At 67.3% G+C, this 16745-nt stretch carries 11 protein-coding genes; 5 read left to right on the forward strand and 6 right to left on the reverse strand.

All coding sequences use genetic code 11. The annotated features are described in order from the left end of the window. Positions 1-307 precede the first annotated feature (307 nt). Positions 308-1960: an arginine--tRNA ligase gene (locus IT350_15870; GenBank protein MCC6159528.1), complete on the reverse strand. Its 1653-nt coding sequence runs from the start codon at positions 1958-1960 to the stop codon at positions 308-310. 309 nt (positions 1961-2269) lie between these two features. Between IT350_15870 and IT350_15875 the strand changes: the two genes are divergently transcribed. Further along, on the forward strand, positions 2270-3775 hold the full coding sequence (locus IT350_15875; GenBank protein MCC6159529.1) for an RDD family protein: 1506 nt from the start codon (positions 2270-2272) through the stop codon (positions 3773-3775). 58 nt (positions 3776-3833) lie between these two features. On the opposite strand, the gene IT350_15880 is transcribed toward IT350_15875, so the two are convergent. The 3 genes from IT350_15880 to IT350_15890 are packed head-to-tail and all read right to left on the reverse strand — an operon-like array spanning position 3834 to position 7128. Then, complete coding sequence (locus IT350_15880) at positions 3834-5033, reverse strand: glycosyltransferase family 4 protein (GenBank protein ID MCC6159530.1); 1200 nt, start codon at positions 5031-5033, stop codon at positions 3834-3836. After that, positions 4970-5632, reverse strand: a complete 663-nt coding sequence (locus IT350_15885) for a hypothetical protein (GenBank protein ID MCC6159531.1) — start codon at positions 5630-5632, stop codon at positions 4970-4972. The genes IT350_15880 and IT350_15885 overlap by 64 nt, the downstream gene beginning before the upstream one ends. A gap of 5 nt (positions 5633-5637) precedes the next feature. Continuing rightward, entirely contained in the window at positions 5638-7128 is a 1491-nt protein-coding gene (locus IT350_15890; GenBank protein MCC6159532.1) for an AAA family ATPase, read from the reverse strand. 151 nt (positions 7129-7279) lie between these two features. Here IT350_15890 and IT350_15895 point away from each other — a divergent pair, with 151 nt between their 5' ends. Further along, complete coding sequence (locus IT350_15895) at positions 7280-7930, forward strand: HAD family phosphatase (protein ID MCC6159533.1); 651 nt, start codon at positions 7280-7282, stop codon at positions 7928-7930. A 254-nt stretch (positions 7931-8184) separates the two neighbouring features. After that, the gene (locus IT350_15900) at positions 8185-9957 is read left to right on the forward strand and encodes a glycosyltransferase (protein ID MCC6159534.1); all 1773 of its coding nucleotides are present in this window, start codon (positions 8185-8187) and stop codon (positions 9955-9957) included. Here IT350_15900 and IT350_15905 read toward each other — a convergent pair. Beyond that, the gene (locus IT350_15905) at positions 9954-10970 is read right to left on the reverse strand and encodes a ketopantoate reductase family protein (protein ID MCC6159535.1); all 1017 of its coding nucleotides are present in this window, start codon (positions 10968-10970) and stop codon (positions 9954-9956) included. The two genes, IT350_15900 and IT350_15905, sit on opposite strands and share 4 nt — an antisense overlap. 699 nt (positions 10971-11669) lie before the next feature. Between IT350_15905 and IT350_15910 the strand changes: the two genes are divergently transcribed. Next, on the forward strand, positions 11670-13532 hold the full coding sequence (locus tag IT350_15910; GenBank protein ID MCC6159536.1) for a hypothetical protein: 1863 nt from the start codon (positions 11670-11672) through the stop codon (positions 13530-13532). Positions 13533-13674: 142 nt separating this feature from the next. Here the strand turns inward: IT350_15910 and IT350_15915 are convergent, their stop codons facing one another. After that, positions 13675-15753, reverse strand: a complete 2079-nt coding sequence (locus tag IT350_15915) for a S8 family serine peptidase (GenBank protein MCC6159537.1) — start codon at positions 15751-15753, stop codon at positions 13675-13677. Positions 15754-16042: 289 nt separating this feature from the next. Here IT350_15915 and IT350_15920 point away from each other — a divergent pair. Then, positions 16043-16745: hypothetical protein (locus tag IT350_15920; protein ID MCC6159538.1), on the forward strand; the 703-nt coding region annotated here is incomplete at its 3' end.

A 16745-nucleotide genomic window follows, 5' to 3' on the forward strand; every position in this document is an offset into this window, starting at 1 on the left:
ACACGATACCGAATTGTCCTCAGTCGTTCGAGGGGACTCCGGGGGGACTCCGGGGGGGGGACTCCGGGGATGGGGACTCCGGGGACACGATACCGAATTGTCCTCAGTCGATTCGCCAATCGCAGCCTTCAGGCGAGTTCGGCGGGAGCGTCGCGGACGGGGCCCCTGCGCCACACTTTTCCGGTGCCCGCACCACGCGCGGTAGCCCGCGCGCTTTCGCTTGCGGCACGGACGTCACGGCGAGATCCTTCGCTTCGCTCAGGATGACAAATACGATGAACCCACTCGCAGCCGGTATCCGCCGCTCCTACATCGCGTCCGGCGCGTTGATGCCGAGGATCGCCAGCGCGTTCGCCGTCGCCCGCTTCACCGCGGCGCACAGCGCGAGGCGCGCGGCCGTCAGCGCCGCGTCGTCGGTCAGGATGCGATGCTGAAAATAGTAGGGGTGGAACAGGCCCGCGAGTTCGGACAGATACACCGACAGTTTGTGCGGCTCGCGCGCGAGCGCCGACTGCGTGACCACGTTCGGCAGCTCCGCGAGACGCTGCGCGATCTCCAGTTCTTCGGGCGCGGTCAGTTTGGCGAAATCTGCATCCGCCGCGCTGGGAATCGCGACGCCCGCCTCGGCGGCCTTGGCGAAGATCGAGCAGATCCGCGCGTGCATGTATTGCACGTAAAACACGGGGTTTTTGTTCGAGCGCTCCTTGGCGAGATCGACATCGAAGTCGAGCTGCGCGTCGTAGCGCCGCATCAGAAAAAACCATCGCGTCGAGTCGCGGCCGACCTCTTCGCGCAATTCCTGCAACGTGTAGAACTCGCCGGCGCGCGTCGACATGCTCGCGCGCTCGCCGCCGCGCATCAGGCTCACCATCTGGATGAGCAACACCGACAGCGCGTTCGGGTCGCGGCCCAGCGCCGCGATCGCCGCTTTCATCCGCGCCACGTAGCCGTGGTGATCCGCGCCCCAGATGTCGATCAGCTCGTCGAATCCCCGGTCGATCTTGTTCGCGTGATACGCCACGTCCCCCGCGAGATAGGTCTTTTCGCCGTTGCTCTTCACGAGCACGCGGTTTTTCTCATCCCCGAAACGCACCGTGTCGAGCCACAGCGCACCCTCTTCGTCGAACGCGAATCCGCCGTCGCGAAGCGTCTGCAGTGCGCGGTCCACCGTGCCCGCGTCGTAGAGCGTCTTTTCCGAAAAGCAGCGGTCGAAACGCACGCCGAGCGCCGCGAGGTCGTCCAGAATCTCGCGCAGGATGCGCCCGCCGGTCCACAGCGAGATCTCCGGAATATCGGCCTCGGTCAGACCGTCGCCGCGCTCGGCGCGCAGGGCCCGGGCGTGGTCAATCATGTAATCGCCCTGGTACAGGCCCTGCTCCAGCGGCCCGGTCACGCCGTCGATCAGTTGCCGGTAACGCAGCAGCGTCGATCGGCCGAGGGTTTGGATCTGCAGGCCCGCGTCGTTGACGTAGTATTCGCGCTCCACCGCGAAGCCCGCCGCGTCGAGCAGGCTCGCCAGGGCGTCGCCCACCACCGCCCCGCGCCCGTGGCCGATGTGCAAAGGGCCCGTGGGGTTGGCCGACACGAACTCGACCAGCACGCGCCGACCCGCGCCGGCCGACGTTCGACCGAATTGCTCGCCCTCGGCCTCGATACGGCGCACCACGTCGAAGACGCTCGCGGTGTTGACGAAGAAGTTGATGAAGCCCGGCCCGGCGATCTCGGCGCGACGCACGAGCCCACCCGCATCGCCGAGTTCCTCGACGAGCGCCGTCGCGATTTCGCGCGGGTTTTTCCCCACGGTTTTGGCGAACATCATCGCCACATTGGTGGCGTAGTCGCCGTGATCGGCGTGCTTGGGGATCGTGATCTGCACGTCGGGCACGGGCGCGTCCACGCCCCATTTCGTCGCCGCGCGCGCGAGCGCCTCGCCGATCTTCGCCGCCAGTTGTTCTTTCATCGCACGCTCCCGCTCCCAATGGGTTTTCCCGATTAGGCGATCAGTCGCGCTTTGTCCAGCGTGGGGGGTTGGGCGTTAGTTGTTGGTCGCCTGTCCGCCGTAGCCTTGGCGAAGGCGGATTGGTCTTTGGTAGGGAGCCGTCAGGACATCGGGAACGAATGAGGTTCAGGACACGGGCAACGCGTTACCGATCCGAGGGCGGCCGGGCCGCGCTCCGACAGACACAGGACCGGGCGGCGGCCTGCTTGACCGTCGAAGCGCTTCGCCCTTAACTTCGCGCCACATCCCGACAGATTGGGCGGCGGCGCGATGAAGTGCCCCAAGTGCGGTTTCGTCAGCTACAACTACCTGAATACCTGCAAGCGCTGCGGGTACGATTTGGGCGAGTACAAGGCGAAACTCGGCATCAAGACCGAGGCCGCTCCTCCCGCGTCCGCACAGACCCCCACGCCCGAGTCATCGACACCCGCCGAATCGGGCACCGGCATCCACGGCCAGCTTTTCGACAAGCTCCAGCAGGAGTTCGCGAAACGCAAGGACGAGCGTCGTCACGCGAAGGAAGAGACCGACCGACGCACGGCGGAACGCGACTCGGAGCGCATCCGCCGCGAGGCGCAGGTCACCGCGCGCCGGGAGGCCGAGCGCGTCGCCCGCGAGGAAACGGCGAAACTGCGTCAGGAGAGCGAGCGCGCGATTCAGGCGCAGGTCGAGCGGATTCTGGAGCGCACGCAGCACGAAGCTCAGGCGCAGGCCGAGTCGATGCGCATCGAAGCCGAACGCGCGGCCCGTGAAGCCGCCGAACGGGTGCGTCGGGAGGCTGAGGAGAAAGCCCGCATCGAAGCCGAAGTGATGCGCGCCGAGTCGGAGCGCATGGCGCGCGAAAGCGCCGAGCTTGTGCGCAAGCAGGCCGAAGCCGAGGCGATGCGGCTGCGCGAACTGGCACGGCGCGAGGCCGAGAAGATGCTCGTGGAAGCGGAGCGCGTGGCGGTCGACCAGCGCGCCCACGCCAGGGCCATCGCCGACGCCGCGCGCGACACCGGGCTCGCGCCGCTCCAAGTGCCCGAAAATCTGCCCGCCGCGGTGGACGAGTCGCGGCTGCGTGTCGAATTCGAGGATCACCGCGTCGAGACCGTTCCAAGCGCCGAGGATCTGATCGAAATCCTTTCGCAAAAGGCCGCGCGGGAGACGCGGGACGACCATCCGTCGCGATCCGCCGATGCGCCGGACGCGCCCGCGCGGGACTTTCCCGCGCCCGATGCCGACGCAGCCTACCTGCGCTCCGCGTACGCCCGCGAAGTGGTGCAGGAGGAGTACGAGGTCCGCACGGACGCGGAGGACGATCGAGGAGCTGCCGGGCACGTCGAGGTCCGCATCGCGGCGATGGACACCGTCGAGCGCGGCGGGCTCATCGTGCGCGCGGTGGGCGGGCTGCTCGACACCGCGCTGCTGCTCATCATCGTGTGCGGGTTCCTGCTCGTCGGCGTCGGCGCGTTCGCCATGGGCGAAAGTTCGCTCGGATCCGCAGGGCTCGCGCGGCTCGCCGGACCGATCTATCTGCTCTTCCTGCTCATCTCCGCGTGCTACGTCACGTTCTTTATCGGCAGCTCGGGGCAGACGCCGGGGATGATGGTCTTCGGCCTCAAGGTCGTGACGGACGAAGGCGAATCCGTCGGCTACGCGCGCGCCTTCGTGCGCATGGTCGCCTCGATCTTCTCCCTGTGCTTTTTCGGCCTCGGCCACATCGCCGTCGCGCTCGATCCCGACCGCCAGGGATGGCACGACCGGCTCGCGCAGTGCGTGGTCGTGCGGCTCTGAGTGGACGTGCGGTTGTGAGCCCTCGCGTCGGCGCTCCCCGTCAGAACGATCCAGGTCCCTACGCCAACCGCTGATGCGTTTCGGCGGTGCGCTCGCCGTACGCCGCCCACGGGAATTGTTCCACGCGCGCCCGTGCGGATCGTAAAAGGCGATCGCGCAGATCGGCGTCGTCGTGCAGCCGTCGCAGCGCGTCGGCGAGCGCGTCGATGTCGCCGGGCGGCACGAAGAGCGCGTCTTCATCGGCGCGCGCCACGCTGCCCGCGTTCGGCGTGACGATCATCGGCAACCCGTGCGCCATGGCCTCGTAGGTGACGAGTGCACTGCCTTCCTCGATTGACGGAAACGCGAAGACGTGCGCCGTGCGCATGAGCGCGCCGACGTCGGCGACGAATCCCGCGAAGGTCACTCCGGGACGAGGACGGTCCGGATCGATGATCCGTCGTGACATCGGCTCGATGCCGCCCGCGAGCACGAGGCGCGCATCGGGAAGCGCGGCGCGCTCCCACGCGGCGAGCAGTTCCGGCACGCCCTTGCGCACGCCGATCTGTCCGACGAAGAGCACGGTGAAGGGGCCCGGCCGCGCGGCGATCGGCGGCGCGACGACGTTCAGATTCGCGCCGAAGGGATTGAGCACGAGCCGCGCGGGGTCGAATCCCTCGGCGAGAAAGCTGTCGTGCGCGAAAGGCGAGGGCACGGTGACGAGGTCGGCGAGATCGTAGTCGCGCAGGCACCGCGCCACGACGCGATCGTGCGTGGGCTCGTAGCGGATGCCGTGACGCGCGTAGGCGTCACGCAGGATGCGTGACTGCGTTCGGATGTGCGTGCTCGCGCGATCGACCACCACGCCCAACCCGCGTCGCTTCGCTTCGGCGATCGCGCCCGTCGCCTGCGAGTTCCAGACGTGGATCGACGTGAGGCCCTCGGCGCGGCCGATGGCGCGCATCAGCCGTGCGTCAAAGGCGCGGTTTTTCGCCTCGTAATACAGCTTGTCGCCGGCGACGCGGCGCGCCGCGTCGGGCAAAAACGGATACGCATCGATGCGCGCCGGCTCGATCTCGCATGGCCTTGCGGACAGGCACGCGACGCGCGCGAGCATCCCGGCGCGATCGAGGCCGAGCGCGGCGCGATACGCGGTCCGACCGATGCCGGCGCCGGCAAAATCCGCGGCGACGGCGTAGAGGACGTTGGGCGTGGTCATGTCGCGGGTTTTGCGGTGCGCGGCGACGTCGAAGCGGGAGGGTTTCGGCCAGTCCACCACGAGCGGATGTCGGATTCAAGAAGGCGAAACGCGGAGAGCTTTCGAAGCGGATCGAAGCTGTTCACATTTTCCGCAACGAGTTCGACGCACATGGACGGGCGAAACTTCTTTCTTCGATGTCCGCGAAACCCGCTCGCGTCGCGAAGCGCGGCGTATAACAGGTCCTTGGGGTTCGGCGTCTCTTCCCATCGGTCCCAGTGCGGAATTTTCAGGGCGGTCGTTCCTTTCGGATTTCCAGCCGCTTTTCGGATGGCGCCCTCGTCCAGAAGCAGCCATGCCTCGGACATGCGAACGGGGATCACGCACACGTGCGGCGTCAGCATCCCGTCGGGAACCGCCCGCCGAATCTCGTCAAGGCGTTCCTCGATCGGCCGCGCTTCCGCGTCTCGATGGACGAATAAGATATCGCATTCGTACAGGTCCACGGCCAAATGGATCTTGTCGGTTAGTGCCTTTGGTGGATCGGGTAACAACGAGGGATCGAATCGTTCGACACGCGAGTTCCCGATACCACATTCACGCAGCAGCCATTCGAGAATGCGAATGAGCGCCCGGTCGCTCGTTCCATCGGAAATCAGCGTTCCGTAAATGGACGACACGAGGGTCAACCCCCGTCATCAGACGCGAACATCGATAATTGCCGAAAGTCGGATCTTCTCGCGACGCGTTTCACCCGGGGAGCGTCGCTGTCTTCCGCTTCGCGCTCCTCCTCCGTCGCCAGAGCTGCCGGAAGGGCATTGAGTATTGCTAGGACATCGCCCTTCGTCGCCGGCCGGATGGAGGCGTCGGACGCCGTTCGCCACGTGTCCCGAAGTGGTCGGAGCACGAGCGATTCGACACGCGCGTCGTCGCCCGACGGAATCGTGTCGGCGAGGAGAAGGCTGTCGTATGGGACAAGGCCGACCACTTCCGGACTGTGCGTGTTCAAGATCACCTGCCGAAGCGGATTGTCTTTGCCAATCTTCGCGTCCAGATCGACCGTCAGCCCTCGAAGAAGGTCGATGATCCTGGGTATCCGCGTCGGATGGATGCCATTTTCCGGCTCTTCCATGCAAAGCAGACCGTTCCATTTCGGGTCCTGCTCCAACGCGGCAAGCGCGAGAAAACGCAGCGTGCCGTCCGAGAGCTCGCGGGCGCTGAAGACCGTTCCGATTCGATTCGTGACGATCGTCGTGAAGAGCTCCCGTTTCTCGTCGCGATCCACATCGATATTCTCGACGTCGACCAGTTCCTTCAGGCGATTGACCAGTCGTTGTTGGACCGCCCATTGCTCCGTGGTCTTGTGTTTTCCGTACGAGATCAAACGGTTCAGAGTTGCGGCGAGACCGCGGCCTTCCGGTCCCAGCACCGCGGCCGTTCGATACTCATCGGGTGTGCGCAAATGGGCCGGCTCCAGTTGAAGCAATCTCCACGACTGCATCTCGCGCTTTGCCATCAGCGCGGTCGGCGATTCTGCCGTCCGGATCGTGGACAGAAGCGTTCGAGCCAAACCGGATGACTGAAAGCTCGAACCGCGTCCCTGATGACCGCTGTCCTCGTGAATCTTGAATTCCTGAACGTACTCGGTGTTTACCCGTGTGGAGATAAAAGGGGTCGTTCGTCGCCCCTGAAACGCCGATTCGCGCCATTCCTTGTATCCGCGCGCGAACGGCAGAGCGGACTTCGCCTCACTCTTCTTGACGTAATCGAGTCGTTCGCTCGCAATCTCGTAGGTGTCGCCCCCGGCATCGCTGGACTGGGTTCTACGAATCTCCAACGAGTATCGCAGGAATGTCGCACTCGCCTCGACGGCTTGGCCCAGATCGTCTTCGCCCCATTTGGGGACGATCATTTCCGCTTCAAATGTCATCTTCCCCGCGTGCGCATGCGTGCCTCGACTGAACACACGACCGGCCTCCTTGGCTCGGGTCTCGCCGCGAACGCCGGTCAGAGCCTCGATCAGGGATTTCTCGGTCAGATCGGACAGAAACAGGATCGCGTCGAACAGGTTGGACTTGCCGACGCCGTTTCGCCCCGCGACGCAAGTGAAGGGACCGAACCGCACGTCGATGTCGACGAGGTTCTTGAACCCCTGGACTTTCAGGCGTGTCAGCATGGGTGAAACCCCCTTCGAACGCGAATGGCAAATCGCATACTAAATCCATCGGAGACGGGAAATCCATCCCGTCCCTTCCCGCCCTGTCACTCGGTGTGATACACGGGCGCGTTCGCGCGCGCGGGATTTGCGACGCGCGGGAGGGATGACCATGCCGATCCGCGACGAGTTCGCCGCGGTGCTCTTCGATGTGGACGGGGTGCTTCTCGATTCGATGAGCCTGCACGTCGACGCGTGGGTGCGCGCCGGGCAGGAGCTGGGCATCGAGATCACCGAGGACGAAGTCTATCGCCGCGAGGGCGAAAAAGCCGAGGTCTCGGCGCGCGATTTCGTGAAGAGCGCCGGGATGATGACGACGCGCGCCCGCGCCGCCGCACTGCTCGAACGCAAGCGGGAGATCTACGCGCGCATCGCCGCCGCGCCGAAGCTCTTCCCCGGTGTCGAAGCGGTGCTCGCCGCCGCGCGCGGGGCCGGGCTCGCGCTCGCTTTCGTCACGGGCACGAGCCGCGCCGAGATGAACGCGATTCTGCCCGCGAGCGTGGCGGAATTTTTCGACGCGTCGGTGTGCGGCGACGAGGTGATGCACGGCAAGCCGAACCCCGAGCCGTACATGACCGCCGCGCGGCTGCTGAAACTCCACGCCCGCGAGTGCCTGGTGATCGAGAACGCGCCCTACGGTATCCGCTCGGGACGGACTGCGGGGTGCACGGTGTGGGCCGTGCGCAGCACGCTGGACGGCGACCACCTGCGCGAAGCGCACCGCGTGATCGAACGCATCGAGGATCTGCTCCCCGAAATCTGACGCCCCGGCCCGAACGCGCGTTCGCGCGGCGAAGGGTGAGCGCGGGCGATGTCCGCCCCGCGCCCGAGGGCCGCGCCATGCCCTGGCGAAAGCAGTCCGTACGACCGCCGCTCGGCGAGGCACGGACGTCTTTTCCGGAATCCTCTGTCCTTCGTTCTCGTCCCGGGCGCAGCCGCGACGTCGACACCGCGCATTCGCCGGTTCTGCCGCGCGAAGACGCGCCACGGCCGTCGATTTCGCGCCGCGCGACGATCGTGCACGTCATGCCCTGGCCGCTCACCGCGGGCGGCGCGCAGCGGTTTTTCGTCGATCTCGCGTCGTCGCAGACGGCGTACGCCGACGTTCACGCGATCTGCCCCGAGGGCGGCGATTTCTGGAACGCGATGCTCGCGGGCGTGACGGTCCACGCGATCGCGCGCGAGGCGAGCGGGGTCGCGCTACTGGAGGTGATCGCGCCCGATCTCGTCCATCACCATCACCCCAGCGGCGGCTGGCTGCTCGCCGCTGCGCGGCGCACGGGCGCGGCGATCCTCGGCACGCAGCATCGCTGGCGCGAAAATGTTGACCCCACGCGCGCGGCAGAGGTGTTGCCGATCTGCGGGCCGGGGCCGGGCGTCATCCGGCACGGGGTGGACTTGGAGGAGTATCGGCCCTCACCCCCGGCCCCTCTCCCGCCGGGCGGGAGAGGGGAGAGCGGCACCGGCAGTTCTCGTCTTACCCTTCTCCCGTTGGACGGGAGAGGGGTGGCCGAAGGCCGGGGTGAGGGCTCCATCGGCATCGTCGGCCGTCTCTCACCCGAGAAGATTCCGATGTCGTTCATCGACGCGCTGGCACGGCGGGCGGCGACGGGAGCCATGCGCGGCGCGACGTGGCGCTTCGTCGGGCGCGGCATTGATCGGCCCGAGGCGCGCGTCCTCGAGCGGAGGCTCGTCGCCATTCCGGGCGTCGAAATCGCGGGTGATGTGCCGCCCGACGCGATGCCCGGTGCGTATCGCGAACTCGCCGTGCTCGTCGTGCCCTCGGTGCACGAGTCGGTGTCGTATGCGGCGATCGAGGCGATGGCGTGCGGCGTGCCCGTGGTCGCGCGCGCTGTGGAGGGACTGCCCGAGACGATCGGCGACGCGGACCTGCTCGCCGAAACGGACGACGCGCTAATCGACGCCGCGCTCGCTCTGCGCGCGGACACGAAACTCCGCGAAACCCTAGTGCGCCGGGGCCGCGAGCGCGCCGAGCGGCTGTTCGACGTGCGTCGCATGCGCATTGCGTATGAACGCACGGCGGTGCGTCTGACCTGCGGCGTGGTGCGCGCGGGCGATCCCGATCTCGACGTGAGCGTGGTGATCCCGGTGTGGAACACGCGCGGCGAGTGGCTGCGCGAGTGCGTGGAAAGCGTCGCGTCGCAGGCGGGCGCGCGGTTTGAGATCGTGCTCGTGGACGACGGCACCGACGCGGACGGCACGCTCGCCGAACTCGCGGCGTGGGAAGGTGCGGCCAACGTCCGCGTGATCCGCCGAAGCGCAAACGGCGGTGTGGGTCCGGCGCTGAACGACGGCATCCGCGTGGCGCGCGCAGACCTCATCGCCCGCATCGACGGCGACGACGTCATGCCCGCCGGGCGGCTCGCGCGGCAGGTCGCCATCATGCGGGAGCGACCCGGCCTGACGCTCGTTGCGGGGCAGATGATTGTGTGCGACGAGCGCGGGCGCGAGATCGCGCGGCCGGTGCGCCGCTTCGACACGTCGCGGTTCATCGGCGCGCAGGACTTCGCGATCGCGCATCCCACGGTGTGCGTGCGCCGCGCCGCGGTGCTGCGTCTGGGCGGGTACATCGCGGGCCATGCGGAGGATTTCGACCTGTGGTGCCGGCTGCATCTCGCGGGTGCGCGCATGGAGGTCGCGCCCGACGTATGGGCGTATTACCGCCACCATCCCGACCAGCAGACGGCGAAACGCGAGCACGGCGAATGCGCGCGCGAGTTGCGCCGCCAGTGGGCCGCACGGGCGGGGGAGTTTACCCCGGCGATCTAGATTGCCCCCGCCCTTCCGCGGATTTCCGTCCACGCGCGCGCCGGGTTCCACGGAACGAACGCCGCGCCCTTCGCGAATTCTTCGCGGCACAAATCGTAGAGCGCAGTGTTGAGGGGCGCGTCGATGCCGTGTTCTCGCGCCAGCTCGACGATGCGACCGTTGATCGCGTCGAGTTCGGTGTTTGCGCGGCCGCGACCGATCACGTCCTGCGCCATCGACGACACGGCCATGCGGCCCATGTTGCGTTCGATGAGGCGGCGCGTAAGGCGGTCGGGCAGGCGCGCGCCCGCCCACAAGATCGCCGGCGGCGGCATGCCCGCGCCGCTCACCGGGCGATACCCCGCGCCGCGAATCACGCGCATGCCCTCCCACAATACGGCGGTGGTCATGCGGCGCAGGTCCGCGCGATCGGGCACCTCGCGGAACCCCGCGCCGACGAGCGTGGTGATCGAGTTTGCGAGGTTGACGACGATCTTGTGGTGGATCGCGTCGACGATGCGATCGGTGACGCGCACGGGCAACGCACGTCCAAGTTCCCGCGCGGCCGATCGCACGAGCGCGTCGAGATCGGGAGTGGTCGCGCCCATCGCGACGGGGCCGCGCTCGCGCGCGCCGAAAACGCCGTCGGATTCGCACCATACATTGTAGGCCGCGATGCCGAAGATCGTACGCGGCAGAATCGTGGGCAGCACGGTCAGATGCGCCGCGCCGTTTTGCAGCGCCAGCGCGGGCAGATCGGGTCCGAAGCGCGCGCGCACGTCTTCGGCGGCACTCGCAACATCGCCGGACTTCGTAGTCAGGATGGCGAAATCGGCGTCGCCCGCCTCGGCCACCGAGGCGACGACGCGTACGTTGCGGGAAATGGTGCCCGACGCGCCGCGCACGGGGATGCCGCGCGCGAGGATCAGCGCCGAGCGGGGCCTTGCGACGAGCGTGACGTCGAGCCCGGCGTCATCCATCCAGGCGGCGAGCGTCGCGCCGATCGCCCCCGCTCCCACGATCATCCAACGCATGGCGAGTGCTCCGATTCCCGTCTTGTGGCCCGGTCGCCCTCGGCCGAGGCGAATTGCGACAACGCGGGCGAGGGCGCCCGCGCCACACTTTCGAAAGCTCTCTCCCTGCACACTTTCGAAAGCTTTCGCCCCACGAAAAAATCGAGGCCGCCTCGCGGCGGCCCCGATCGCGTGATCCTGATCGGATCGTATCGGTTACTTCTTCTCGGGAGCGGCCGGGGCGGCGGGAGCGGCCGGGGCAGCGGCGGCCGGAGCAGCCGGAGCGGCGGGCGCGGCAGCCTCGGGAGCCGGCGTCGGCGTGGCTTCGGCGGGCGGAGCGGCCGGGGGCGGCGGAGGCGGAGGCGGCGGAGCGGCCTCGGTCTTCGGCGGTTCGGCCGGCTTCTGCGCGGGCTGCGGTCCGCAGGCGACCATCAGAGCGAAGGCAGCCACGGCGACCAGCAGAACGAGCGTCAGGATGCGAGCTTTCATTACATGGACCTCCTGGCGAAATCGCGGAAATGCGAACGCGGCGATTTATAGCGCTTTGGGCCGATCCATAAAGGACAGCGGCACTATTTGGTAATGTAGCTTACGAAAAATGCGGGTTTTTCCAAAAAATCACCGGCTGGAAGGTTCGCGCGCGCCGCGTCCGGCCGCGCGGTCCCGGCGACGGCGACGCCCTCGCTTGACAGCCCACGCCCGGGATCGTCAATTGCGTTCATGACCTCCACGACAACGAAGATCGTGCGGAAAAAGCGGCAGACCCATGTTCAGGCCGCGGTGATCTTCGCCTTGCTCCTCGTGGCGGCGGCGGTGACGCGGCCCGTTTGGTACCCCGTCATGCACTTCGGCCATTCGGCGCACATCGACCTCATCCGGCAAATCGAGGTGAACCAAGCGTACAGCGACGGGTACGTCTATCCCCGCTGGATCGCCGATTTTTACTTCGGTCGGGGTTCGCCGATTTTCAACTTCTACGCGCCGTTCGTGTACCTCGTCGGGGCGTGGCTCGGCTTTTTCGGCGTGCCCGCGCTCTGGGCCGTCAAGTGCGTGTATGCGGCGTGCGTGGCCCTCGCGGGGATCGGGATGTTCCTGCTGGTGCGCGAGCTGTGGGGCACCGCGGCGGCGGCGGCGGCCTCGATTCTCTACATGCTCTCGCCGTACCTGCTCGTCGATCTCTACGTGCGCTCGGCGCTCGGCGAACTCTCGGCGTTCGGCTGGTTGCCGCTAGCCATGTATTTCATCCTGCGCGCCGCGCACACCGCGCGGACCTTTCACGCCGCGCGGGCCGCGAGCGCCGTGGCCTTGCTGTGCGTGTCGCACAACATCGGTGCGCTGCTGGGCGTGCCGGTGCTGATGGCGTGGACGCTCGCCGTGGGGCAGCGGGCGTCGGCGCGCAAACTGTGGGCGGCGCTCGCGCTCGGCATCGCGGCGTCGGCGTTTTTCTGGGCGCCCGCGCTGCTCGAAAAGTCGTACCTCAACGCCGAGGCGAATCTCATCGCCGGGGAATACCACTTTTCGCGGCACTTCGTGTCGCTCGCGCGGCTCGTCGATCCCGCGTGGGGATTCGGATCGCCGATGAATCCCGGCGGCGACGTGATGAGCACGCAGGTCGGGCGTTTGCATCTGCTGCTGCTCGCGCCCGGGCTAGCGTACCTCGTGTTCGGACCGCGCAAATGGACGAGTTCACGCCGCGCGGCGGCCGCGCTCGTCGTCATCGCGCTCGGGGCGCTCGCGTTCACGAACCGCGTCACCGAACCGATCTGGAACGCACTGCCGCTGCTGCCCTTCGTCCAGTTTCCGTTCCGGTTTCTCGTTCCCGCGTCCATCGGCCTCGCCGCGCTCGCGGGCACGGCGGTATGGTTCGCGAATCGTCTCCTCGGGCGATACGGCGGCTGGGCGATGTCCGGTGCGCTCATCGTCGCGTCGGCGCTCGCGTATTCGCCGTATGTCGAGGCGAAGTATCTGTTTCACGACCGCGCCGATCCCAACCGAATGGTGACGGTCGATCGCGCCGCCGCCGACGTGCTGCGTCGGCAGCCGCACGTGATCCAGGCGCAGGATCTGCTCACGCCGCGCGTGCTGCGCGAGGCGCGCGAGAGCAAGTCGACGGCGCGGGACGACTACCTGCCCGTGACGGTGAAGACCAAACCTACGGGCCCGGCTGCGAGCCTCGTCGAGGTTGCGGCGGGCGAGGCGCACGTGACGGTGGTCGAACGTCGCGACGCGTTTTCCCGGCTGCGGATCGACGCGCCGGGTGCGGCTACGCTGCTGGTGCATGTCTTCGATTTTCCCGGCTGGACCGCGAGAGCCGGGCGGCGCGTGCTCGTCACGCGCACGCACGAGACCTCGGGGGAGATCCTGATCGACGTGCCCGCCCAAACGCGCGAGGTGACACTGGCTTTCGAGGACACGCGCGCGCGGCTGATGGCCAAATTGTCGAGCGCGCTGGCGGTGGGAATCCTGATTTTTTGGATCGGCGTCGAGCAGTACCGATCGGTGCAGGGCCCCGCCCGCGCCAACCGACCGCCGCTCATGGAGCGGGCGCGGACGCGCTTTCGCCGTCGGAGAAACCGGCGATAAGGGCCGAACGCGAAGAACCCTCACCCCTTCTCGTTACGCTCCCTTCGGGTCTGAGCCCAAGGGTCGAAGACGCCTCCCCTCTCCCGTCATGACGGGAGAGGGGTCGGGGGCGAGGGCTGATTCATGCCCCGGCCAAGCCTCCTCAGCAACCGCACCCGTCGTCGTCATCATCATCGTCGTCATCGTCGGCCGCGGCATCGTCGTCCGACATGTCGTCATCGGCCATGTCGTCGTCCCCGGCGTCGTCATCCGCGTCGTCGTCGGACGAATCGGACTCGCGTACTCCGGAGACGATGAGCGTAAACGACTGCGGCCCCATCGGGACCTCGGACGCGCGCACGACGACGGTCACGAGCTCGCCGTCCGCCGCCTCGTCCACGAGCACCTGCTCGACGGGGTCGCGGTGGTTTTCACCGCGCGTGGCGTCGTCGGCTGGGCTCGCGGGATCGAGCACCCACGGCAGCCAGTCGGCGTCGCCGGCCTCAATGGAAAGATCGAGGTCGTTCACGAGCGCCTTGGCGGTCATCGTCGGTCCGGGAGGATCGGTCCAGACGAGCGTGGCCTTTACCTCGCCGCCGGTCGCCTCGAAGTCGAGCGTCAGTTCGTCGCCCTGATCGATCGCGTCCTGACGGACATTCGCCTCGTCGATGAGATCGAGCGAAGGCGGGATCTGGAGCACGCCGTAGCCGTAGCGGTAGTTCGGGCCCGGGGTGTCCTCGTCGAGCGAGCCGTGAATGATGAGGCCCTTCACCGTGGACGTCCAGGGCTGCGCGCCGCCGTTTTTCAGCGCCCAGTACTCGTGAACCAGCGCCGCCGCGCCGGCGACGACCGGGCTCGCCTGGCTGGTGCCGCACATGGAGATGTAGTTGTCGCCCGGTCCGCACGCCGTGATGCCCTCGGTGAACGAACCGCCGTCCGTCGCGCAGCCCGGCGCGCTCACGTCGGGGCGCAGGCGGCCGTCGTCCGTCGGGCCGTAGCTCGAAAAGCTCGTCATCACGAGCGAGTCCTTGTTGACCGCGCCGACGGCGATGGTGTTCTTGGCGGGCGCCGGGGGCGGCGTGGTGGAATAGGTGCTGCCGCACGCGCCGTAGCCGCGCTCGTTGCCGTTCGCCCACACGATCGTGATCGGGCCGTATTTGCCGTACACCAGCGCGTCGATGAGCTGCGCCGTACCCTCGTAATCGCCTTCCATGTTGCACAGCGCCGTGCCGAACCGCGCGAGATTCGCGCCGATCGAGTTGTTCGACACGTTCGCGCCGTGGTCCTGCACGGCGGTTCGGTACTGGCTTTCGATGCTCCGCGGGCTGTTGTAGAGCGGCGGAATGGAGAGCGGCAGAACCGACGCCGAGATGAACGACGCCTCGGGCGCGATACCCACGTACTGACCGCCCGACACCGTGCCGTTGCCGCCGACGATGCCCATCACGTTGGTCGCGTGGCCGACGAGGATGTCGGGAATCGGAAAGCCGATGACCGTGATGCGTCCCGCGAGATCCTGATGGAATCCGTTGTAGACGGTGCCGCCGTCGAGGATCAACACCTTGATGCCCGCACCCTTGACGCCGTAGTCCTCGTTGGCCACGTCGCCGCCCACCGCGGGTTTCGCCACGTCCATGTTCGGCTCGAGCGCCGGAAGCGACTGCTCGATCCACACGACCTCGTCGCGCGACGCCAGTTCCCGCACACGCACCGGGTCGATGGCGACGAGCCAGCCGTTGGTCGCTGTCGTGTGCTCGATCGGTCGGCCATACGCCGCCAGCAGCGCGCGGCCCTCGGCCTCGCTCACGTCGGGGAACATGCCGACGTACATCACGCAGCGGCTGTTTTCGGCGACGCTCCACGGGCCGAAGACGCCCGCGCGCACGTTTTCGTGCAGCTTGTCGTCCGCCGCGAGGCGGCCCACCCAACGCACCGCGGGCGCGGACTTAGCGGTGAAGTCGCGCGGCTCGATGCGCGCGAGCCACGCCGTGCCCGACAGCGGACGCAGCAGGTGGATTCCGGCCGCTCGGTACGCGTCGCGCGCGGCCTCGTTCGGCGTTTCGGGGAGTTGCACGACGATCCGCGCGCCCGCGTTCGCGCGCAGGTCGGTCGCGATGTCGCGCGTCGCTTCGGGCGTGAACGTCCTCGAACGCAGACGGATCGTGTCATCGGCGAGCGCGCCGCCCGCCCACATCATCGCGACGGCCGCGAAAATCGCCGTCCACATCTTCATCCCGGTCATCGTCTTCTCCCTCGAAAAATGGCGACGTACTCTAGCACAAAACCGCGCATGAAAAAGACGCATCGATCAGGGAATCGCCCGACGATGAGGCGGACGAAAAAATGTCTTGATGAAACGGATATCGATGTGGGATAAGTAATCTATTGGATTGTGCCATGCCGTTTCGCCGGGCCGATTTGGGCCGGATCGATGAGCCGTTTTCATGAATATCCGCTGAGGAATCGCCGGGAGGCGAATGCGTCGCGTTGGCGGCGAGCCGTTGCGTTTTTTCATTGGACTGGAGGGACTCATGAGAATACGGAAAAGGCCCCGGCGCTCCCGCGCCGGCGTTGCGGAAGTCGGCGTCGCGGCCATCACCTTTCTCGGGCTCACCGGCGTCGTGGCTATCGTGGCCATCGTGGCGATGAGCCTCCTCGTCATTTCGCTCGCGGTCGTGGTCGTCTCGGTGTCGTGCAGCGGCGACGACGAGAACGACAACGAGGGCGGCTGCGGAACGACCGAGGACGAACCGGTCGACGACGACACGGCGGATGACGATCTCGATGACGACATCGAACCCCCGCCGGGCGGCGATCTCGATCATCTCGGCCACGTGACCTGGCAGGGAATCCAACTCGCCATCGAGGGCGGCAACTACATGAACGTACGGTGGAGCGAGGCGGATGCCGATTCGCCGCACCGCGCGTGGCTCGTGATCGGCGACGCGGCGGGATCCGATGTGCTGCGTCCCCATGCCACGCTCGAACCCTACGTCGAGGTCGAAGCGCCCGAGGGCAATCCTCGCGCCGTGATTCGCCTCTTCATCGTCAGTCCGCCGCGAAACGACGCCGCCGGCGTTTGCGGAACGCAGAACACGCTCGCACAGATGAACTGGTACATCGACCGCGTGACCGGCGCGCTCACCGGCGCGCTGCTCGCCCGCTGCGAAGCCAGCGCGCAGGACACGCCGGTGCGCGTGTACGGCATCAGCGGACAGTGGCCCGTCGAGGCGA

Source organism: Deltaproteobacteria bacterium, assembly GCA_020845895.1.
Taxonomy (GTDB): domain Bacteria; phylum Lernaellota; class Lernaellaia; order JACKCT01; family JACKCT01; genus JADLEX01.